This window comes from uncultured Rummeliibacillus sp., from assembly GCF_934216135.1.
Taxonomy (GTDB): Bacteria; Bacillota; Bacilli; order Bacillales_A; family Planococcaceae; genus Rummeliibacillus.
Genome location: NZ_CAKQBI010000008.1, coordinates 57,960 through 78,538 on the forward strand (window position 1 = coordinate 57,960; position 20,579 = coordinate 78,538).

The 20,579-nt window shown below is 34.5% G+C and carries 18 protein-coding genes and 1 pseudogene; 5 read left to right on the plus strand and 14 right to left on the minus strand.

Going from position 1 to position 20,579, the window contains the following annotated elements:
- The first annotated feature begins 190 nt into the window (after positions 1-190).
- On the plus strand, positions 191-1,003 hold the full coding sequence (locus tag Q0977_RS07295; RefSeq protein ID WP_299512077.1) for a methyl-accepting chemotaxis protein: 813 nt from the start codon (positions 191-193) through the stop codon (positions 1,001-1,003).
- 217 nt (positions 1,004-1,220) lie between these two features.
- Here the strand turns inward: Q0977_RS07295 and Q0977_RS07300 are convergent, their stop codons facing one another.
- The 3 genes from Q0977_RS07300 to rpmG all read right to left on the minus strand — a co-directional run bounded on the left by Q0977_RS07300 (position 1,221) and on the right by rpmG (position 2,834).
- The gene (locus Q0977_RS07300; protein WP_299512079.1) at positions 1,221-2,291 is read right to left on the minus strand and encodes a GTP-binding protein; all 1,071 of its coding nucleotides are present in this window, start codon (positions 2,289-2,291) and stop codon (positions 1,221-1,223) included.
- Between the two features lie 51 nt (positions 2,292-2,342).
- A complete protein-coding gene (gene rpsN / locus Q0977_RS07305; RefSeq protein ID WP_299512082.1) occupies positions 2,343-2,612 on the minus strand; it encodes a 30S ribosomal protein S14 in 270 nt (89 codons plus the stop codon).
- Between the two features lie 72 nt (positions 2,613-2,684).
- Complete coding sequence (gene rpmG, locus Q0977_RS07310) at positions 2,685-2,834, minus strand: 50S ribosomal protein L33 (protein ID WP_299512085.1); 150 nt, start codon at positions 2,832-2,834, stop codon at positions 2,685-2,687.
- Between the two features lie 603 nt (positions 2,835-3,437).
- On the opposite strand from rpmG, the gene Q0977_RS07315 reads away from it, so the two are divergent.
- Together Q0977_RS07315 and Q0977_RS07320 are read left to right on the plus strand one after the other, a co-directional pair.
- Complete coding sequence (locus tag Q0977_RS07315; RefSeq protein ID WP_299512088.1) at positions 3,438-4,223, plus strand: GNAT family N-acetyltransferase; 786 nt, start codon at positions 3,438-3,440, stop codon at positions 4,221-4,223.
- Positions 4,224-4,495: 272 nt separating this feature from the next.
- Complete coding sequence (locus tag Q0977_RS07320) at positions 4,496-5,206, plus strand: VIT1/CCC1 transporter family protein (RefSeq protein ID WP_124218327.1); 711 nt, start codon at positions 4,496-4,498, stop codon at positions 5,204-5,206.
- A gap of 103 nt (positions 5,207-5,309) precedes the next feature.
- Here the strand turns inward: Q0977_RS07320 and Q0977_RS07325 are convergent, their stop codons facing one another.
- Positions 5,310-6,203 carry a TetR/AcrR family transcriptional regulator gene (locus Q0977_RS07325; RefSeq protein WP_119415154.1) on the minus strand — a complete coding sequence of 298 codons (894 nt, stop codon included), beginning with the start codon at positions 6,201-6,203 and terminating at the stop codon, positions 5,310-5,312.
- Positions 6,204-6,424: 221 nt separating this feature from the next.
- Between Q0977_RS07325 and Q0977_RS07330 the strand changes: the two genes are divergently transcribed.
- A complete protein-coding gene (locus Q0977_RS07330; RefSeq protein ID WP_299512097.1) occupies positions 6,425-7,966 on the plus strand; it encodes a DHA2 family efflux MFS transporter permease subunit in 1,542 nt (513 codons plus the stop codon).
- A gap of 61 nt (positions 7,967-8,027) precedes the next feature.
- Here the strand turns inward: Q0977_RS07330 and Q0977_RS07335 are convergent, their stop codons facing one another.
- From Q0977_RS07335 to Q0977_RS07375, 9 genes and pseudogenes are all read right to left on the minus strand, one after another.
- A complete protein-coding gene (locus Q0977_RS07335) occupies positions 8,028-9,224 on the minus strand; it encodes a chromate transporter (protein WP_119415156.1) in 1,197 nt (398 codons plus the stop codon).
- 308 nt (positions 9,225-9,532) lie between these two features.
- Positions 9,533-9,694 carry a small acid-soluble spore protein O gene (gene sspO / locus Q0977_RS07340; protein ID WP_241155095.1) on the minus strand — a complete coding sequence of 54 codons (162 nt, stop codon included), beginning with the start codon at positions 9,692-9,694 and terminating at the stop codon, positions 9,533-9,535.
- 167 nt (positions 9,695-9,861) lie between these two features.
- Entirely contained in the window at positions 9,862-10,407 is a 546-nt protein-coding gene (locus Q0977_RS07345; protein ID WP_299512105.1) for an NUDIX hydrolase, read from the minus strand.
- A gap of 137 nt (positions 10,408-10,544) precedes the next feature.
- A pseudogene (locus Q0977_RS07350) lies at positions 10,545-10,784 on the minus strand (GNAT family N-acetyltransferase); the annotation flags it as partial.
- A gap of 327 nt (positions 10,785-11,111) precedes the next feature.
- Complete coding sequence (locus Q0977_RS07355) at positions 11,112-14,048, minus strand: leucine-rich repeat protein (RefSeq protein WP_299512107.1); 2,937 nt, start codon at positions 14,046-14,048, stop codon at positions 11,112-11,114.
- Positions 14,049-14,091: 43 nt separating this feature from the next.
- Positions 14,092-14,271 (minus strand): hypothetical protein, encoded by a 180-nt coding sequence (locus tag Q0977_RS07360; protein WP_119415160.1) that lies wholly within the window; start codon positions 14,269-14,271, stop codon positions 14,092-14,094.
- Positions 14,272-14,416: 145 nt separating this feature from the next.
- Complete coding sequence (locus Q0977_RS07365; protein WP_299512116.1) at positions 14,417-14,944, minus strand: (2Fe-2S)-binding protein; 528 nt, start codon at positions 14,942-14,944, stop codon at positions 14,417-14,419.
- Positions 14,935-17,193 carry a xanthine dehydrogenase subunit D gene (pucD, locus tag Q0977_RS07370; RefSeq protein WP_299512119.1) on the minus strand — a complete coding sequence of 753 codons (2,259 nt, stop codon included), beginning with the start codon at positions 17,191-17,193 and terminating at the stop codon, positions 14,935-14,937. The genes Q0977_RS07365 and pucD overlap by 10 nt, the downstream gene beginning before the upstream one ends.
- A complete protein-coding gene (locus Q0977_RS07375; RefSeq protein WP_299512121.1) occupies positions 17,183-18,094 on the minus strand; it encodes a xanthine dehydrogenase family protein subunit M in 912 nt (303 codons plus the stop codon). Before Q0977_RS07375 ends, pucD begins: the two co-directional genes overlap by 11 nt.
- 476 nt (positions 18,095-18,570) lie before the next feature.
- On the opposite strand from Q0977_RS07375, the gene Q0977_RS07380 reads away from it, so the two are divergent.
- Complete coding sequence (locus tag Q0977_RS07380; RefSeq protein ID WP_119415164.1) at positions 18,571-19,215, plus strand: GDSL-type esterase/lipase family protein; 645 nt, start codon at positions 18,571-18,573, stop codon at positions 19,213-19,215.
- Between the two features lie 56 nt (positions 19,216-19,271).
- Here Q0977_RS07380 and glp read toward each other — a convergent pair whose 3' ends face one another.
- Complete coding sequence (gene glp, locus Q0977_RS07385; RefSeq protein WP_299512128.1) at positions 19,272-20,540, minus strand: gephyrin-like molybdotransferase Glp; 1,269 nt, start codon at positions 20,538-20,540, stop codon at positions 19,272-19,274.
- Positions 20,541-20,579: the final 39 nt, after the last annotated feature.

Genomic DNA, 20,579 nt, shown 5'->3' on the forward strand with positions numbered 1-20,579 from the left:
AGTCTGAGGTTATTTCATCTTTTTTTGCCTTATAGGGTGAAAGATATGATTATAGACTCCCCTACCCATACCATAAAACTATACTAAAAATAAATTCTATGATACTTTATCTATATAAAAGCAGGAAAAAAGTTATATATTATTTTACATATAATCCATTTAAATATATTCACAAAGGAGTTTTTTACTAATGAACACCATTGTAAATTTCAATCCAAGCACACAAAAAGCTATTTTATCAGCTTTAGAAACAAATCTAGCAATGATAGAGTTCAACTTAAATAAAGAAGTCATTTGGGTAAACGAAAATTTTGCACGAACTTTGGGTTACACCGTTAGTGAAATGAAAAATATGACTCATAGACAATTCTGTACGAAAGAATATGTTAATAGCAAAGAATATGTTGAATTATGGGAAAGTCTTCGCAAAGGAATCAAGTTTCAAGAAAAAATCCAAAGGGTCGGCAAAAAAGGAAATTTACTATGGTTTGAAGCTACATATATGCCCGTTCTCAATGAGGAAGGTCAGGTAAAGGCTGTCCTTAAAATAGCTACGGATATTACAGAACGGGAAAACCAAACAACAGACGTCATTTCTCAATTAAAAAATATGCCCGTAGAATTAGTAGATTTGGTTGTTGCAAATTCTAAGGAGAAAGTAGATACAATTCAATCTTTAAAAGAACATACCAATTTAATCAGTGAAGTATCTAAGTTAATACGCAATATAGCTACTCAAACGAATATGTTGGCATTAAATGCGGCGATTGAAGCCGCTCGTGCAGGCGAACATGGTAGAGGGTTTAAAGTTGTAGCTGATGAAGTACGTAGATTGGCTGGAGATGTCTCGAATTCAATTAGTCAAGTAGATAGCAATATAGAAAATATCACACAAGAAGTAAAAAGGATCAATGATATCACTGAAAATTTACAAACATCCATTATTGAAACGCAAACTAAATTCAAGAAAACCATCGAAGACTTTGAAAACATTGAAAAATAAAGATAAATCTAAGTGCAAAGGAATCGACTTTCCTGTGGAATTGGTTCCTTTCTACTCCAAGTCGAAATCGTCTATCGATCTATCGATATTAACATTTGTTCACCCACTTTTTCGTGTAAAGATTTTTTGCCTTTAAAAGAAATACCCATCCAGTTCAAAGCACTAGATGAGTATTTTTACATTTATTTATTTTTGTACTGTCCATTTAAAGGGATCTTCAATTAATTACTAATTTGGTCATACGGTCACCAAATTGGACATCCCACTCATCTTGCATCTCAGGGTTTTCCAATAAAATTTGTCTTTGCTGCTGTTCTGATAAAGCTGCTACCCAGTAAGAGATTGGCTCAATATTGACCGATGGACCTGCTTGAGAAAACAATATAGCAAATTCAGCTGCACTCCAGATTAGACCCTTCGCACGCACAATTGATAATGGCATATGCTCACTCCATTCTTTAAACCGTACAGGATGGAATGGTATTTTTCTCGTATAGGTGAAAGAAGATATTCCATATTCTTCAGTTTCGGGTGTGTGATTTTCATGACCTAGCTGTAACTCTTTTAACCATCCAGCAGAATTGGCAACACGTTCAAAATCGAATTTTCCTGTATTTATAATTTCTTTCGGATCTATTTTGCCATTTATTGTACGAATAATCTTTGCCTCAGGTTGTAATTTACGAATGATTTTCTCCAATTTTTGTAACTCTATGGCCGAAACTAAATCGCATTTGTTTAGTATTAGTACATCACAAAATTCTATTTGGTCGATTAATAAATCAGCTACATCACGGTCATCTAACTCACCTACAGCCTCTTTCCGATCAAGCAAACTCTCACCTGATTGGAAGTCATGCCAAAAACGATTTGCATCGACAACCGTTACCATTGTATCTAACGTGCAAATTTCTGGTAAGTTTATACCTGATTCTTCATCTAAGTACGAAAAAGTTTGGGCAACAGGAATCGGTTCGCCAATACCAGTGGACTCAATTACGATATAGTCAATATCACCAATGTCGACAAGATGCTGTACTTCCACCAACAAATCCTCAAGCAGCGTACAGCAAATACACCCGTTTGACATCTCCACTAACTTTTCTTCTGTTCTAGAAATGCCTCCACCCTTTTCTACTAGCTCTGCATCAATATTAATCTCACTCATATCATTAACTATAACGGCTACGCGTAAATTTTGTTTATTTTGCAAAATATGATTTAACACCGTCGTCTTCCCAGACCCTAAATAACCACTTAATACTGTAACTGGAATTTTCTTTGTCATTATTGATTCTCCTTTTTACATTTACTCATAGGAAAATGAAACACTCCATTATCACCAACTGGATTTTTTTACTCCTGGAATTTGTCCCTTATGTGCATATTCTCTAAAAGCAGTACGAGACATTTTAAACTTTCTCAAATATCCTCTTGGTCTCCCTGTCACTTCACATCTGTTTTTTAAACGTGTCGGAAATGAATCTCTTGGAAGCTTTTGAAGTGCTTCGTAATCTCCTTTTTCTTTTAGCTCTTTTCTAAGGGCAGCATATTTTTCCAACATCGCTTGTCGTTTTTGTTCTTTCACGATTTTAGATTTTTTCGCCATTGCTCTTTACTCCTTTATAATCATCAAAGCGTAATGATTACTATTTAAAAATGATTAAAATTTTTTATAATCTTATTTGGTTTCTCGATGTAATGTCCGTTTTATTAAACGTGGGCTATATTTCATTAGTTCTATACGCTCTGGATTTGTTCGTTTATTTTTCGTTGTTATATAATTTCGATCTCCAGTTTCTGTACATGCTAACGTTATTTTAACTCTCATCATTTTACCTCCTGCTCTTTATATAAGATTGATATACAAATCGTAATAATTACGTTTTAAAAAATCAAAAAATAAATCCTCTTAATGGATTTATATTAGTACTCCGTTATCGTAAATCGTAATCATTACTATTTGCAAGTTTTTTTATTTTCACAAGTTCTACAGTAATCTGATATCTACTTTTAATGCATTAACCATATTATCTTCAACACATATTTTTAATATTTAACAGATTTTATTTATCTTGTCTCTTTCCTACTTTTTATAACTCTAGCAAAGTAAATTCCGATGCTTACGGCGATTGTTGTAATGAGGATATCAAGTAAATTAAATGCTCCTTTTTTAAAAAAGACGAGTATGATTTTACCTATTAATACTCCAATAAAAGCCCAAAAAATTGTTTTCAATTTAATACACCACCTATTTTCCGATAATAATACTATATATAGAATTACAAGTAAAATATCGGAAATATGAAAATTGATATTTATCATAGGAAGAAAATAAATGGTAAAATAGAATAAATTGACTTTGAATATATAGAGAACTACTTAAATATGTTTTGCTTTTTCCAAACATCTAGAAAAATAGGAGTCTAATAAAATGATGAATTTAAAAGATATACTAGCACTTGATTTTGCATACTTGGACACCTTTTCAACACGAACAGACACTTCCTGGGGTGCATTGTTTTGTAATGAAAACCAACCAAATTATTATGATGCCAATCACGCGCATATTAGTGAAGCGAGTTATGATCCAATATCAGTTATTGAGGAAGTTAAAGATTTCTATATTTCCAAAAATATCATTCCTAGATTTTATATCTATAATCTAGATGTTCAACAAGACCTGCTCGCTCTTCTGAAGTCAAATAACTTTGGCTATGAAGAATTCATCAGCCCCGTTCAGTTGTGGGATAATCATATTATTAAGGTTGAGAAGAAAGAACAAACCACAATTGAAAAGGTTACAGAAGAAAATTATGAAGAAGCTTTAGAAATTGAGTGTAGTATCAAGGAATTTGGTGGAAAAGAGATTATGCAGAAAGCCTTTGAACAACAGTTCAATCATCCTGCTTTCACACACTATCTTCTTCGCTATGATGGAAAACCTTGTTCAACTGCATGTATTTTTGAACATAATCATCAGGCTCGATTAGAAAGTGTAGCAACACTTGAAGCCTATAGAGGGAAAGGTTTTATAGGAGAACTCATTCAGTTTGTACAAACAGAAATGACTGATAGAGGAATTCAAAAACTGTGGGTTTTCCCAATAAATGAAAATATCGAAAAAGTATATCAAAAATATGGTTTCCAAACAGTAGATAAGCTTAAAACCGCACACGCTTTTTTAGGTGGAAAAAGTTTAAAAGATATACAGGGATAGTATTTTTGCCATTTTGATCAGCTCTATCAAAATGGCTTATTTTATCGTTCTATTCATCTTATATCGCTATTTTGTGTGAATAGTCTTTTGAATATCACATACAACAACAGAAAAATGCTATTTTTTTATATCATCATAAATTTTGTATGTTAAATGAAAATAAATACATATTAAAATAAACAAGTTGTCTTTTCAATGGAAACTAACTTATTTCATTTTCTGGGAAATAATATATTTTTTATAAATCGTTTAGTTTAAAAAGGGAGATTTTTATGTCTGAAACTGAAAGTACTAAAACAACACATGAAGAAAAACATTTTATGGCATCTGATTTCATTCGTGATATTGTGATCGGTATGTCTGATGGATTGACTGTACCCTTCGCACTTGCTGCTGGACTTTCAGGCAGTATTTCAAATGCAAATCTAGTTGTTGTAGCGGGTGTAGCTGAAATTGCTGCTGGGTCAATTGCGATGGGACTCGGTGGTTACCTTGCAGCACGTACAGATGAAGAGCACTATGCTTCCGAACTTGAGCGTGAAAGAAGAGAAATTGTGGAATTGCCGGATCGAGAACGCGAAGAGGTGGCAGAAATATTACGTGAATGGAATCTACCTGAATCTGCAGTTAATGAAGCAGTTGAAGCTATGAGTAAAGACTCTGATAAATGGGTCGATTTCATGATGAAGTATGAACTTGGACTAGAAAAACCGGAGCCAAAGCGTGCATTAACAAGCTCCGCTACCATTGGCGGTTCTTATATAGTTGGCGGTCTTATTCCTTTGTTCCCCTACATGCTAATTCAAAATGCAAATTCAGCTTTACTTCTTTCCGTCATTATGACACTTATCGCTTTGTTTATCTTCGGATTTGTAAAAGGACGTTTTACAGGCGCAAACCCATTTAAGAGTGCTTTCCAAACAACATTAGTCGGAGGTATCGCTGCAGGTATCGCCTTCTTAATAGCAAGACTGATTTCATAAAATTTGTCCAAAGAAAAACACCTTCAAAACTTTGTATATAGAAAATATACGTGCTTTGAAAATGCTCTAATGGAGATAACATCTGTTCTTTTTATTTTGTATATCATGCATTTTTTTGATTTTTATCCCTCGATAATTGCCAAATATGATTAGTAATTTCGATTGCTTCTGGTGCATGCACGGTATCGCGAAAACTATTGTAAAATTGGAATGCTACAACACTTAAAATATGAAAACGTGGCTTTTCTTTTCCTAGTTCTTCGATTAAATAATCCAGATACTCGTTTTGTTGAAAGCTCAGCTTTTCCAAATATGCTTTAAAACCTGTAACTTGTTTCAATAGCTCTTGTTGATCGACGGTCTCAACAAACGTATGTTCCTTAATATAATCTTCAAAATACGTACCAAGCATTGTTTTTTGTTTTTTAATCAGCTCTGGTATAATCGCATCAAGTTGAGTGAGAACAAAGTTTACACTATCAGTGACATTTCCACGTGGATAACCAATGATCTTTCCAATATGAAACATTTGATGCATCATACCGAACAAAAGAATAGCCGCATCATAATGATAGGGAACCAATTTAAGACCGTAGATGTCTAATAGTCGACGAGCAGTCCAATTTATCTCTTGTAGAAGCATTTGATCGACTAATTGTTTTAACTCCTTATCACCAGAATGTAGAATAGATTCAAAAATTGGCAATAGATTTTGTTCTTTATTCACCTGCAGAGAAGAAATCAGTTGAGCGGCAAGTACATTCTTGTCGTTCTTTTCTTTTCCTGTTAAAGCTTTGATTTTGCGTACATTCGTTTCTTTTCGTCCAATATCTAAAATAGCTATTAAACATTCTTTTTTAGATGGGAAATAGTTGTAGAACGTCCCTTTTGAAATTTGAGCTTCATCCAAGATATCTTGAATCGATGTTTCCGTAAAACCTTTTTCAGAGAATAATTTTACACAAGCCTTAATAATTTGTCGCTTACGGTTGTTCATATATTCACCTTTTTTTAGTATATTAAGTTGAACTAACAGTTTAATTTTACCCTATTTCTACACGAACCGGCAAGTGAATGGACTAACATTATAATTATGAAAGCCCTTTCTATTAAGGTTTCCAATACCCTCTCTATATTTTTCTTGCAATAATTGAACTGCGAGTATAAAATAAATCAAGTAAACTTAAAATATAAAAATAGGATAAGAGGGATTTAAGCATGAACACAACACATAAAAAGCCCCCTTACTTGATGATTGCAATATTATTCGTCGGGGCATTCGTAGCGTTTTTAAACAATACGCTTTTAAACGTAGCGCTTCCTTCTATTATGAAGGATTTTGATGTTGAAGCATCAACTGTTCAATGGCTAGCAACTGGTTACATGTTAATAAGTGGTGTACTTGTACCAGCTAGTGCATTTTTAATTACGCGCTTCAAAAATAAAACATTATTCGTCACTTCAATGACGATTTTCACAATCGGTACAGCATTAGCGATTTGGGCACCAAGCTTTGGTGTGTTACTAGCAGCTCGTATGATTCAAGCTCTTGGCGCATCAGTAATGGGTCCATTATTAATGAATATTATGTTAGTTAGCTTCCCTGTTGAAAAACGTGGGGCAGCAATGGGAATCTTCGGTCTTGTTATGATCATGGCACCAGCCATCGGTCCTACATTATCTGGTTACTTAGTTGAGCATTTCTCATGGCACTACTTATTCATTGTTATCTTACCATTCGCTGTAATTTCATTATTATTGGGAATCTTTAAATTCGATAATGTAATGGAAACAAGACCTGTTACAGTCGATGTATTATCCATCATCTTATCTACAATTGGTTTTGGTGGCCTGTTATATGGATTCTCTACTGCTTCATCTGCAGGTTGGAATGCATTCGAAGTTTGGGGTACTATCACAATTGGTACAATAGCTTTAATCATCTTTGTACTTCGTCAATTACGACTTGAAAAACCACTTCTAAGCATGGAAGTATACAAACACCCAATGTACGCTATGGGTAGCGTAATCTCAGTTGTTATCTCAATGGCGATGTTCTCTGGTATGATTTTAACACCACTTTATGTTCAAAATGTTCGTGGTATTTCACCATTAGATGCAGGTTTAATGATGTTACCAGGTGCGCTTGTAATGGGTCTTATGTCACCAATTACTGGTAAAATATTCGACCGCATTGGTCCTCGTCCTTTAGCAGTAGTTGGTTTATCAATCGTAGCTATTTCTACTTACTTTTTATCACAACTAAAATTAGATACTACTTACACTTACTTAATCATTGCATATACTGTTCGTATGTTAGGTATGTCAATGGTGATGATGCCTATCATGACAAATGGTTTAAACCAATTACCACAACGTTTAAATCCACATGGTACAGCACTTAACAACACACTTCAACAAGTTGCAGGTGCAATCGGTTCTGCAGTTATGATCACAATCATGACAAACCGTACAAAGAGCGAAGCAGACGACCTAGACATTAAAGCAACTGTTGCGAAAAAAGTAAAAGAAAAAGCAATGGAAGCTGCTCAAAATGGTGAGCAAATGACAGAAGTTCAAATGGCCAAATATGGTAAAGAAGTTGCTAAACATTTAGCTAACAAAGCCATGGTTGAAGGTATTAACTTCTCATTCTTCATCGCTATGATCATTACAATTGTAGCACTTGTCTTATCTTTATTCTTAAAACGAGTTAAAGTAACACCCGCACAAGTTGAAGAAGACAAAACAGCAAAATAAGCATTTATTCAAAGTGGCACAAACTGATATTTCAGTTTTGTGCCATTTTTTTATTTACGTATTAAAGATATGAAATTATGAAACCACCAACTGCTCCTGTTAGCACAATTACCCAAGGCGGAAGCTTCCAATATACTAACATGAAGAATAGAATTGCTGCCAGTGCAAAATCCATAGATGATTTAATCGCACTGGTCCATATTGGCGTGTATAGTGCGGAGATTAAAATACCAACAACAGAAGCATTTACTCCAAGCAGAGCTCCCTTAACCTTTGAATTTGTACGAAGCGCATCCCAAATTGGTAACGACCCAATGATCAAAAGGAATGCAGGCAAGAATATCGCAAATGTCGCAAATATTCCACCTTGCCAGCCGTTCATAACAGCTCCAATGTATGCCGCAAACGTAAATAACGGCCCTGGTACTGCCTGGGTGATACCATAACCAGCCAAAAATTCTTGTGTGCTGAGTAAACCAGTTGGCACAAATTCCTGTTCTAACAATGGTAATACAACATGCCCCCCTCCAAAAACTAGGGCCCCTGCACGATAAAAACTATCAAACATACTAATCCAATTACTAGATATTAATCTACTTAGAATAGGAAGAAAAATTAACAATATAAAGAATAACGCTAAGCTTAAATATCCAAGACGTTTTGAAATAGGAAAAAGCGATACGTTTGTTTGTCCTTCTTTTATGGATTTATTTTTATAAAGAAAATATCCAACAATTCCTGCTATTAAAATCACACCAATTTGAGTAAATGCAGTTTGCCAAATAAGTGTAACTACTAATACGAACAACGCAATCGTTTTTCTCTGAATGTCAGGCGCATGATGTTGAACCATTCCTATTACCGCATGAGCTACAACTACAACCGCTACAATCTTTAATCCACTTAGCCAGCCAGCATCTCTAATATCATAAATTTGAAGTAAAGACGCAAAAAAGATGAGTGCTATAACAGACGGTAAGGTAAATCCAAGAAACGATATTATTCCTCCAACAATTCCCCCACGCGCAACGCCTATCCCAATGCCTACCTGACTACTTGCTGGACCCGGTAAGAATTGACTCAAGGCAACGAGATCCCCATAGTTTTTCTCGTTGATCCACTTTTTTCTCCTGACATACTCTTCATGAAAATAACCAAGATGTGCTATTGGACCACCAAAAGATGTCATCCCTAGTTTTGTTGCAACCATCCAAATTTCCAACCATCTCTTCCACTTATTTTCCGCTTGCTTTTTCATCACTACCCCACTTTCGAATTTCGAAATGCGCTATATTCTTTCTGGTATGCTATCACCTCTGAGCATTGTTCTATATTTCATATTTTATCTCTCGCCATCTAAGTCTTCCTTCATTATTTGAATAGTTGCACTATGTATGTCAGAGATTACTAGCAAACTTTGCTATTATGAAGTTACCCCATCTAATTTTTTGATTCAACATAATCAATAATTATTTACAATATTTACAGTAACTTAAATAAATTTATAAAAGGCCATACTCAAAAATCGTACATTTACGACTTTCGAGACGGCCCTTTTATTTCATTCTATTGTCTTTTCTTTGTCTTTTTATTATTTAACTTTTCGGTTGCAGTCAATGGCTCATTCGCAAATTCCTGATTGAAATCTCTAGATTGTTGATCACGAGTTGCTTGTTTATTATTGAAATCCTTGCTCAATTGTTTACTCATTTTTTGATTTTCGTTCATGTTTACCACCTCCATAAGAATAGACTTTGCAAATTCTTATGAAGTATTCCAAATAAAAACCGATTGCTCTTTTAGGTTGAACAGAGTTTATTTCTTTTTTTCGATGTTTTATTTCTTTTTGATAGCTATTTATCTCTTTTTTGTATGTGTTTATTTCCGTTTAGAGCTTATTTATTTCTCTTTATGGTCATTTTATTTCTTTTTATAGCCAGTTCCTTCACTTCATTTAAAACAAGTGTTTCACGTTTTAGCCAATTATTCATCCCAGGATATGTGAATAGGGTTTCATTTTGTTTTATGGCATCTTCAAGATTAACCCATTTAGGCTTAAATTCTTGAAGAGTTTCATATGCATCTAACTCCTGATGAACTGTTTCTTTGTTCTTTAATGCACATATGTAATAGTAGGAATTCATTTGAAATAAATGATCACTTTTAAATTTGTCTATTTTTCGTTCAATAACAATTCCAAAAAAATCTTTCACGATAAAGTTTATGTAACCAGTTTCTTCTCTAACTTCCCTCAATAATGCTTCAATATGGTTTTCGTTTTCTTCTACACCGCCACCAGGAAATTTAAAGTCTCCCTTATTTGTTTGAATTAGTAGAATTTTATTTTCATGAATAATTATTGCTTTAACAGCGTGTCTTTGAATGATACTTTTAGGGTTTTTAACTAATGGAGTAGTTTCTAGTATCTTTTGAAAATGCATTTTTTCACCTCTTGCCTTGTGGCTGAAATTTACTATAATCTTTTTACAATGCCTTATAATTACTAATAGCACAAACCCGTCTTTGATTTGTGCTACAGTTTTAAATACTATATGTGAATGCAGCCCACTCATCCAAATTATTTGTCTGAATTCCCCGACTGCATTTGGTAATTTCTTAAAAGCATTGCATTTGATCGAATCATCCCAAACTTCTCATAATAAGGAATTAAGTCTTCATCGCAACATAAATCTATCATATAAATTTCGTCCAGTTCTTGTAACATACATTTTACTAATTCTTTGCCAATTCCTTTATTTTTGTATTTTGGTAATACTTCTAGTAACGGAATGTAAGCAGATAGAACGCCGTCACTAATAAACTCCAAAATTATTTTTAGTTAGTTAGTAGATGATATATATCAAAAAAATAATAGCAACATAGCGACCTCCAAACACTTTTCAAATACTATACATATTCTACTCAAATACCGAAAACTCCTGCTTTATACTTTAAAAGATTGAATGATTAAAAGATATCCCTCAGCTTTATAAATGTGTTTATAATTTTATAGTTCTCAAAAGGAATCCGACTGTATATTCATACAAATTTTAAATTTATATAAAAAGAAATGAGTTTTAAAGACTCTATTAAAAAAAGATAGAAGAGGTTAATGTGTTCTCTTCTATCTTGCATCGTGTTCACCCTATTTCACAGTTACATTTTTTATAGTACTCCAAGAGCCGTAATATGATTTACCAGATAAGGTTTTATACGCTCTTACTTTCACATAATATTTTTTGCCTTTTTTCAAGTTTTTTATTGTTTTAGTTACCGTATTTTTACTTGCTATTGTGACGCTTTTTGTTTTACTACTTGCAAATTTGCTACTAGTGGAATATTGAATTTGGTATCCACTAGATGAAGCAATACTCTTCCAGTTTACTTTTATACTGTGTGCTTTATCTTTTTTAACGCTCGATACTACAGTTCCTGGATTAGTAGTGGTCTTTAAGACATCGCTGTAGGGTCTGTACTGATTCGTTTTACCATTCGTTTTATAAGAACGAATTTTAAATTGATACGTTGTTCCAGGAGTAAGCTTTGATAATTCGTAACTGTTTGACTTACTTGTAATAGTTTTTAACAATTTGTTTTTACTATCATATTGATAGATTTTGTAACCCGTTACATCATTTTGTTTAGACCAAGTTAGTTTTAAGGAATTACTACTTCTCTTAGAAATAACAAGATTCTTTACCTGAGGAAGATTGGTCGTAATTGCAATTTCACTACTTAACGTACCGTAGTAATTCAATATCCCCAACGTTTTAAATGATCGAACTTTATAGCGATATGTTGTTCCGGCACGTAAGTTGCTCATTGTATAGCTACCTATATTCCTTGAAATAGTTTCGAAAAGTTTATAGCTATTGCTGTCCGTATCATACCTGAAAACTTGATAGCCCGTTACATCTTGTTTTTTCCATTTAAGTTTTAAAGAATCTGATTCGATGATACTTGCATGTAAATCTTTAATTTGAGTGGGATAATCAGTTAATCTATAATCAAAAGTATCCAAGCCAAATCGCGTTACACTATCAGGAATAGTAACACTCGTTAATGGATTATTACTAAATGCATGGTCTCCTATTTTCGTTACGCTTTCCGGAATATCTACATTCGTTAATCTATTTTGATTAAATGTACTCTCCGAAATTTCAGTTATACTATTGGGAATAGATACATTTAACAAGATATTATTACTGAATGCACCATCTCCTATACTTGTTACACTATTAGGAATAATGACGCTCGTAAGTTGATTATTTTTAAATGCATAATCTCCTATTTTCGTTATACTATTCGAGATAAGGAGACTAGAGAGTTGATTCCCCTTAAATGCAAATGATCCAATTTTCTTTACTCCATTCGGAATGGTGACGTTCGTTAACTGATTATCTTCAAATGCAGAATCGTATATACGTGTTACACTATCAGGAATGGTGATACTTGTTAATTTATTTCCTTCAAATGCAAATGGTCCTATTTCCGTAGTTCCATCTGGGATGGTAACACTTTTTAATGGATTATCACTAAATGGAGATTTCTCTATTATTAAACTTTTCGGAAGGTTTATACTCGTTAGTTGATTAGAACTAAATGCATACTTTCCTAAACTCGTCACACTATCGGGGATGGTTATACTCGTTAATTGATTATTGTAAAATGCATAATCCTCTATAGTTGTTACACTATCGGGGATGGTGACAGATGTTAATTCATTATGATCAAAAGCAGAATTCTGTATTTTCGTCACACCATTTGGAATGATTACATTGGTTAATCGATTAGATTTAAATGTATCATGCACTATTGTCGTCACGCTTTCTGGAATCGTGACATTCGTTAATTGGTTTTCACTAAATGCAGAAGACCCTATGCTAGTTACACTATTGGGAATAGATACACTTTTTAGTTGATTCTTTTTGAATGCACCATCCCATATTGCTTTAACGCTATTTGGAATGTCTACTTTTTTTAATTGATTATTTTCAAATGCACTATCCCATATTGTTTTAACGCTATTCGGAATGTCTACTTTTTTTAATTGATTATTTTCAAATGCAAAATTTTCTATACTCACTACACTGTCTGGGATTGTCACACTTGTTAACTGATTACCTTCAAAAGTTCCTGCCTCTATTATAATTACACTTTTGGGAATGACTACGTTGGTTAATAGATTATTTTCAAATGCAGAACTCTCTATATACTTTACATTATCTGGTATATCAACACTTTTTAATTGATTATTTTCAAATGCTCCAGTTCCTATACTCTCCACTTTTCTAGGAATCAACACACTAGTTAACTGATTATAGCTAAAAGCATGACCACCTATATTCGTCACATTATCAGGGATTGTTACACTCGTTAATTGATTATTACTAAAGGCATTGACTCCTATATTCGTCACACTGTCTGGAATCGTGACACTCTTTAACTGATTATAGCTAAAAGTATAATTACCGATACTCGTCACATTGTCAGGGATTGTCACACTTGTTAGTTGATTATGATCGAATACACCATCGCCCATGATTGTCTTACGATTATCTGGCATTGTTATATCTGTTAGTTGATTTGATTTAAACGCATACTTCCCTATTATTTTAATACTTTTCGGAATAGTTAAATCCGATATTTGATTAAAACCAAATGCAAAATTGCCTATACTTATTACACTATCGGGAATAACGAGACTTTTTAATTGATTATAAGCAAATGCATCTTCTCCTATTGTCGTCACACTTTCAGGAATGTTGACATTGGTCAGTTGACAATCATGAAATGCATAATCACCTATATTCGTCACGCTTTCTGGGATAGAGATGCTCGTTAAATCTTTTCTATTAAAAGCGTAATCCCCTATACTCGTTACAGGCTTATTATTCAGTTCACTTGGAATCTCCACATTTTTTGATTTCCCATCGTAACCTTTAATTTCTACTTTTCCATTTATATCAATATATTTAAAATTGCCTTCTTGAAGTGTTTCCGCACTCACTGGAATAATTGATATAGATATAAAACTTAATAACAATGTAAAGATTACTATTACCTTATATGCTAACCTCATAAATAAACCTCACTCTATATTGATATAAAATTCTCATATATGATTATAACATATCAAAAAAGTGATATATTTCTATTTTAAAAGAAATGCATGGATATGGATTGATCGTAATCTCACCACAATCAAACAACCCTGTTGAACTGATTTTTAATCCACGCAAGATTGGGTTTAATCCACGCATTTCAAGGTTCAATCCACGCTTTTGGAAATTCAATCCACGCATTTTTAAATTGAATCCACGTTCCAGACAATTTAAGTCTCCTGGAACCTAATCAAGAAAACCAATAAAAAGGTATGGCTTTTTACAGTAATTCTTAAACTCTATTAAGATGGCTTATTCAAAAAACTTCCTCTCTTTAATAGAGATTCTATACAATATTTTTTGAATGTTTATTTGCCAAGCTTTGTACTGCACGAATAATTCCACCGTATCCAGTACATCTACATAAATTTCCTGAAAGGGCTTCTTTAATATCCTCCTCTGTAGGGTTTGGTTGCATAGATAATAAGTATTTAACCGCTAAGATCATACCAGAGGTACAATATCCGCACTGAAAGCCCCCTTCAAGAAGAAATGCTTCTTGAATTTCATCGAGCGAGACACCACCCATTCCTTCAATCGTCGTGATGGATTTTCCATTTACTTGATAAGCCATTACTAGACAAGCGTTAATGAGTGCCCCATCGATTAAAACACTACATGCTCCACAGCGGCCAATTCCACATGAAATTTTAGTCCCCACTAGTTGCAATTCGTCTCTTAATATATTGACTAGTTTTTCAGTTGGTGATGTTTTTAATATATACTTGTCACCATTAATCACTAGATTTAAAGTGAACGTTTGTTGATCTTCTATAGCCAAATCATTATGTAAGGCTGTGTTATTTATATCCATGTAAGCATCCCCTTCGATTCAATGTTTTCAAGGATTTCTTCAGAAGAAATGGGTAGTTTAGATACCCAACAGCCAATTGCATCATGAACTGCTTTGACAACAGCGGGAATAATCGCTATTGTGCCGATTTCCCCTACTCCTCTTGGGCCATACGGATCCCCTTCTACTAAATCTTCAATTGCGTGAACATTTGTTTCGAAAGGAACATCTACAATATTAGGCATCAGATAAGCGTCAAAGTTAGTCGTTGCTAATTGACCGTCAATCATTTTCACCTCTTCCATTAAGGTATAACCTAGTGACATGACGCCTCCTCCTTCAATTTGGCCAATATATCCTTTAGGACTTACAACAGGTCCTGCAGAGACGACATGATCAAGTGCTAATATCTTTACTTTTCCAGTTAAAAGATCTACCTCCACCTCGACTTTTACGCCTCCAAACGTGTATAAGAAATGACCCCCATTTACCGCATCGGGTGTCACTGGAAAATGAAAACTTGTTAGAACAGTTTGATCAACGATTCCTTCAGCACATTCTTTATACGTCATGCAAGGTGCATCATCTTTTCCAACTTGCCAAATACCATTTGGACCTAGATATAGCTCTTCTTCATGAATTGATGTTGTATCTGATACGTACTTACATATTTTCTCTTTAAACGGACCTTTCATCTTTTGTAGAGATTGCCAAACAATACTTGTTCCGCGTGATGCTGTAGAAGATCCGGAAAGCGGAACAACTGAAGTATCACCAATGACAATTTTTACATCTTGTTGACTACAACCGATTTCTTCGATGACCAGATTTTCAATAACGGATAGAAGCCCTTGACCACATTCTTCAAAACCAAAGGATATTTCAATTTCACCTTGTTTGTTTAAAGAAATTCGGCCACCAGCACTATCTAATCGACCAAATCCAAGTCCCCCTCCGTGCATGGTAATGGCAATTCCTGTTCCATATCGTTTCCATGGCGATTCTTTATAATCTTTGTTGGGTAGCTTTGAAAGTTCTTGGACTTTTTCTAAAACAAGAGCTGCTCCATCTGTTGGCGCTATCCGATGCCCCATTGGCCCCAAATCGTAAGTGGTTCGTAAGTTTTTCTTTCGAATTTCGATTGGGTCCATTTTTAAGACCTCTGCTAAACGATCCATCTGCCCTTCTAAAGCAAACGTTATTTGATTTCCACCAAAGCCTCTAAATTCCCCGGATACACCGTTATTCGTATAAACCGATACGCCTTCCGTTTCAATGTTCGGAATCATATAAGGACCTGCTGCATGTTCCACTGCAAAGTCTAGAACTGCAGGGCCTAGCGTGGTATATGCACCTTTATCTGCAATGATTTTCACTTGATGGGCAAGTATTTTCCCAGTAGCATCTGTACCTGTTTTTACGGTGATTTTCATTGGATGTCTTTTAATGCTTGCTCGAATGGATTCTTCTCTTGTGTTATGAATTTTCACCGGTTTTTTGGTTGCTAAGGCTAGAAGCGAAGCATAGGGTTGAATATTTTGTTCATCCTTGCCTCCAAAAGAACCTCCAATTGGAGACGAAACAATTCGAATCATACTTTCTGGAATTCCTAAAATCCTTGAAATTTGAAAACGGTCTTTAAAACCGTGTTGAGTAGCAGCGTAAACTGTAATGCCCCCATCATCTTCAGGGACAACTACTCCACCTTCCGTTTCCATATATCCATGTAATTGCCGAGGTAATTCATACGTTTCTTCTACGATTGCAACACATTCTTCAAAAGCTTGTTGAACATCTCCATTTCGAAAAGATGAACGGCTACAAATATTCCCTGCTGGATGAAGTCTGATTGCATCCGATTCGAGCGCCTTATCTGGTGAATCGAGAATTGGCAGTTCTTCATAAACCACTTCGATATGCTTCAATGCCTCTTCTGCGAGCTCAAATGATTCTGCGGCAACAGCTGCAATCGCATCACCTATATAGCGAACTCGATCTTCACAAAAAACTGGTTGGTCGGCAATTATGATGCCGAATCTATTCATCCCTGGAACGTCTTTATGAGTGATTACTGCTTCAACACCCGGTATACTTTCGGCTTTTTCAGTATTAATAGAAAGAATTTTCGCATGTGGGTATTTGCTTCTTAATACTTTTCCATACAACATATTCGGGAAAGTTAAGTCAGTTAAGTATTTCAAATCCCCTGTTACTTTAGACAATCCATCTGGACGTATTCGATCCTTTTTTTCTATTAAGTTAGATTTCATCGGTATCCCCCTCACCACAACCAATTGACGTGAACTCTCTCTGTAATGCAGCAACCATAAGATTGGCCGCAACTTTTCTTCGATAATTGGCAGAAACAAAAGCATCTTCTGCAGGTGAAATTTCAGATAAAATGGATGTATAAACACCCTTCCAATCAAGTACATCGCCTTTTTTCCCTATCAAATGGTACGCTGTATTTTCTAAAAGGAGAGGCTGATTATCCCCTCCGCCTAAAGCAAGATTGGCTTCTTCAATAACACCATCTTCATCCCAACTTATTCTTCCAGCAACAGTTAAGATAGCTGCCGTAAACGTTTCTCTTCTACCTATTTTTTTATAAAATGAATACGAGTTAGTACGAACCAAATCAGAGGTTAGTTGAATAGCTGATAGTAAAGCCGCCGTTTTCTTTTGTGAATGTTGAAGCCAATCCCAAAAATCTACTAAGTATGTTTCCCTTTCATCATGAAAAAGAAGCTTTGCCTTAAGCGCTAGGAAAAGTGGTATCAAGTCACCTACTCCGCCCATAATATTCCCACCAATCGTCCCACGATTTCTTACTGCAGGAGCAGCAATCGATTGCAATGCTTCACAAATTACGGTGAAGTCTTTTAAGTTTGGATCTGTCTTGTAACTACTAAGTAAAGTTGATGCTCCTATCGACAAAATTCTTTTATCTTCATCTATTTGAATTTGCTTTAACGTTGGTATTTGCTCGAGACTGATTATATTTTTCGGAACTTTACGTCCATTCTTCCATTGCAATTGCAAAAGCGTCGATCCTGAAACAAACTCCGCTTCCGAACCAAACTCTTTTTTTCGTTCAATTGCCTCCTCAATAGTAGTTGGAGCCCATATGATTGGAGAACTTGATATCAAAGGTTCAATCTGATTTACCATACAACATCCCCCTTTAAGATTTATGTATTGCATTGATGCACTAATTTATTGAAGTATAAAGATGCTTGTGAATCGATAAAACTGAGGTTTATAGATTGACTTTCATGAAGTAGAATAAAAGTTTCGTGTTATATTACATAACATCATATCAAGGGATATTTTGCATGTCACTATTTAATTCATCTAATATTCAGAATATTTTTGGTGAAATTAACTAAATGTTATTTTTTATAACTTGCATTGTTAGATGAAATAACATATTATGCATTGAAATCAAAGTGCTATATATGAGAAATCAAAAAAGCTGAAATATACAAATTGAGCTTGTGTATATTCCAGCTTAAATTATTATTTTGATTGAATTCCTTATCTTTAGAAACACATCATTATCTAGACTGTATACGCATTTTTTACTGCTTCTCCATTAATCTTTTTCCTGCATATTATAAGGATATACTAATTAGTTGAGGTGAACTATGGATATTAATCATTTACGTTATCTTGCGATTGGTGATTCTCTTACAGCAGGGATTGGTGTTCCTCTATTGGATCCTGGATTTGTTGAATACTACAGATATCTAAGCCAACAAATTTTTAAAAGGCGCATTGCTTATCAAAAAAATGCAAGGTCAGGAGCTACTACTGATGATGTGTTAAAGATGCTAAATAGCCCGACGGTTACGGAAGCGGTCAATTGTGCAAATATCATCACAATAACAGCTGGAGGAAATGATTTAATAAACGCGGCAAAAAAATTTTTGGTAAATAAAGACGAAGAAAGTATATCTTATGCTATTAAACAGACAGTAAATAATATCTCAAAAATATTAGAAAAAATTCACCATCTAGATAAACAAGATCAATATATTTTACGATTAACGAATTTATACAATCCGTTCCCTAATATTCCTATAGCAGATGATGGGATTAGAGCGTTTAATTCAATGTTAAACAAGTTAAGTCAGGAACCGAATGTTAAAGTCGTTGATATCTATAGTGTTTTTAAGGACAATGAAAAAACACTATTACCACCAGGAGGAGTGCATCCTAATGGAAGCGGATACTATCAAATAGCATTAGCTTTAAGCAGGGGCGGATATTCCCCGTTATTAAGCTTATAAATTCTATCATCAAAATAAAATTTTTCAGTATTAACGGGGTTATCCCATCATATCCTTTAGACAACAGAAAAATCTTCTTGGCCCTCATCAGATAGCAATAAAATATCTACAATTTCACCTTTTTCATACCCCGATTCAGTTGGAGGTAAAACAACTAATGCATCTGCTCCTACTAAAGAGGTGATAGAACTGGACATGTTTAGTCCGGTTGACGTTGCACATACAGTTGAATTGTGATTTTCTATTTTTGTTCGGATCAGTTGGGCAAATGCATTTGGCGTTGGATAAGAATTTTCTAAAATAGCTTTTTGTGATGCAAGGTAAGGCTCTTTGTTATTTAACATCGTGCGAATAACAGGTCGTACAAATAATTCGAAGCCTATAAAACTGGCTGACGGATTTCCTGATAAACCAAATAAAAATTGACGACCTAGTTTTGCAACTGTTGTGACACTTCCAGGACGCATAGCGATTTTATTAAAAAATACAGTTGCACCTAAACGATCATATATTTCTGGGAGATAATCATAATCACCAACCGAAACGCCACCTGTTGTAATGAGAATATCGACGTTTTCCAACTCATTTCGAATGACTTCGAAACTTTTATCCAAATCATCTTCAAGTTTCCCTAGATACTTTGGTTGTGCCCCTACTTTTTCAATTTGAGACATAAGCATATAGGAATTACTATTACGAATTTTCCCAGGTACCAATGGTTCATCGATTTCTAAAAGTTCACTTCCAGTAGCAAGTACACCTACGACTGGCTTTTTCCCTACAAGTACCTCACTATAGCCAAAAGTTGCAAGCAAAGCAATAATTCCAGGGGTGATACGTGTCCCTTTTTCAACCAAATATGTACCTTTTTGAATCTCTTGTCCTTTTTTAAATACACGTTCATGTTCAGAAATAAAGCGGTCAACAGCTATATAGTCTTTATCAAACTTAGTTAACTCTTTGACATGTTCAAGCATGATGACAGCATTACAACCTTCAGGCATTTCTGCCCCAGTCATTATACGAACCGCTTGGTATGGTTGAATCCCATTATGAAATACTGCGCCAGCTCCAATATGACCTACTACTTCAAGTTCAACTGGATAAGCATTCGTTGCATTCTTCGTATCCTCAGAGCGTATTGCATAACCATCATAAAGTGAACGATCAAATGCCGGAACATCCTGGTTGGCAACAATATCCTCTGCCAAATATCGGTCACTCGCTTCAACCAAAGTGACCTTCTCCGTGACCCCTTTTTCAATATCACTCATAACTTTTTGAACAGCTTCTCCAATAGAAATTGCATTACGTTTTATCAACATTCATCTCACCCACCGATTAAATTTTAGTAATGTCTTTCT

What these genes read in the sequence shown, in the direction of transcription:
- rpsN (WP_299512082.1), bottom strand. Translation starts at nt 2,612, where the DNA reads ATGGCGAAAAAATCTAAAATCGTGAAAGAACAAAAACGACAAGCGATG.
- Q0977_RS07330 (WP_299512097.1), top strand. Translation starts at nt 6,425, where the DNA reads ATGAACACAACACATAAAAAGCCCCCTTACTTGATGATTGCAATATTA.
- Q0977_RS07355 (WP_299512107.1), bottom strand. Translation starts at nt 14,048, where the DNA reads ATGAGGTTAGCATATAAGGTAATAGTAATCTTTACATTGTTATTAAGT.
- Q0977_RS07300 (WP_299512079.1), bottom strand. Translation starts at nt 2,291, where the DNA reads ATGACAAAGAAAATTCCAGTTACAGTATTAAGTGGTTATTTAGGGTCT.
- glp (WP_299512128.1), bottom strand. Translation starts at nt 20,540, where the DNA reads ATGTTGATAAAACGTAATGCAATTTCTATTGGAGAAGCTGTTCAAAAA.
- Q0977_RS07315 (WP_299512088.1), top strand. Translation starts at nt 3,438, where the DNA reads ATGATGAATTTAAAAGATATACTAGCACTTGATTTTGCATACTTGGAC.
- Q0977_RS07380 (WP_119415164.1), top strand. Translation starts at nt 18,571, where the DNA reads ATGGATATTAATCATTTACGTTATCTTGCGATTGGTGATTCTCTTACA.
- Q0977_RS07375 (WP_299512121.1), bottom strand. Translation starts at nt 18,094, where the DNA reads ATGGTAAATCAGATTGAACCTTTGATATCAAGTTCTCCAATCATATGG.
- sspO (WP_241155095.1), bottom strand. Translation starts at nt 9,694, where the DNA reads ATGAACGAAAATCAAAAAATGAGTAAACAATTGAGCAAGGATTTCAAT.
- Q0977_RS07345 (WP_299512105.1), bottom strand. Translation starts at nt 10,407, where the DNA reads ATGCATTTTCAAAAGATACTAGAAACTACTCCATTAGTTAAAAACCCT.
- Q0977_RS07360 (WP_119415160.1), bottom strand. Translation starts at nt 14,271, where the DNA reads ATGCGTGGATTGAATTTCCAAAAGCGTGGATTGAACCTTGAAATGCGT.
- pucD (WP_299512119.1), bottom strand. Translation starts at nt 17,193, where the DNA reads ATGAAATCTAACTTAATAGAAAAAAAGGATCGAATACGTCCAGATGGA.
- Q0977_RS07365 (WP_299512116.1), bottom strand. Translation starts at nt 14,944, where the DNA reads ATGGATATAAATAACACAGCCTTACATAATGATTTGGCTATAGAAGAT.
- Q0977_RS07320 (WP_124218327.1), top strand. Translation starts at nt 4,496, where the DNA reads ATGTCTGAAACTGAAAGTACTAAAACAACACATGAAGAAAAACATTTT.
- Q0977_RS07325 (WP_119415154.1), bottom strand. Translation starts at nt 6,203, where the DNA reads ATGAACAACCGTAAGCGACAAATTATTAAGGCTTGTGTAAAATTATTC.
- Q0977_RS07295 (WP_299512077.1), top strand. Translation starts at nt 191, where the DNA reads ATGAACACCATTGTAAATTTCAATCCAAGCACACAAAAAGCTATTTTA.
- rpmG (WP_299512085.1), bottom strand. Translation starts at nt 2,834, where the DNA reads ATGAGAGTTAAAATAACGTTAGCATGTACAGAAACTGGAGATCGAAAT.
- Q0977_RS07335 (WP_119415156.1), bottom strand. Translation starts at nt 9,224, where the DNA reads ATGAAAAAGCAAGCGGAAAATAAGTGGAAGAGATGGTTGGAAATTTGG.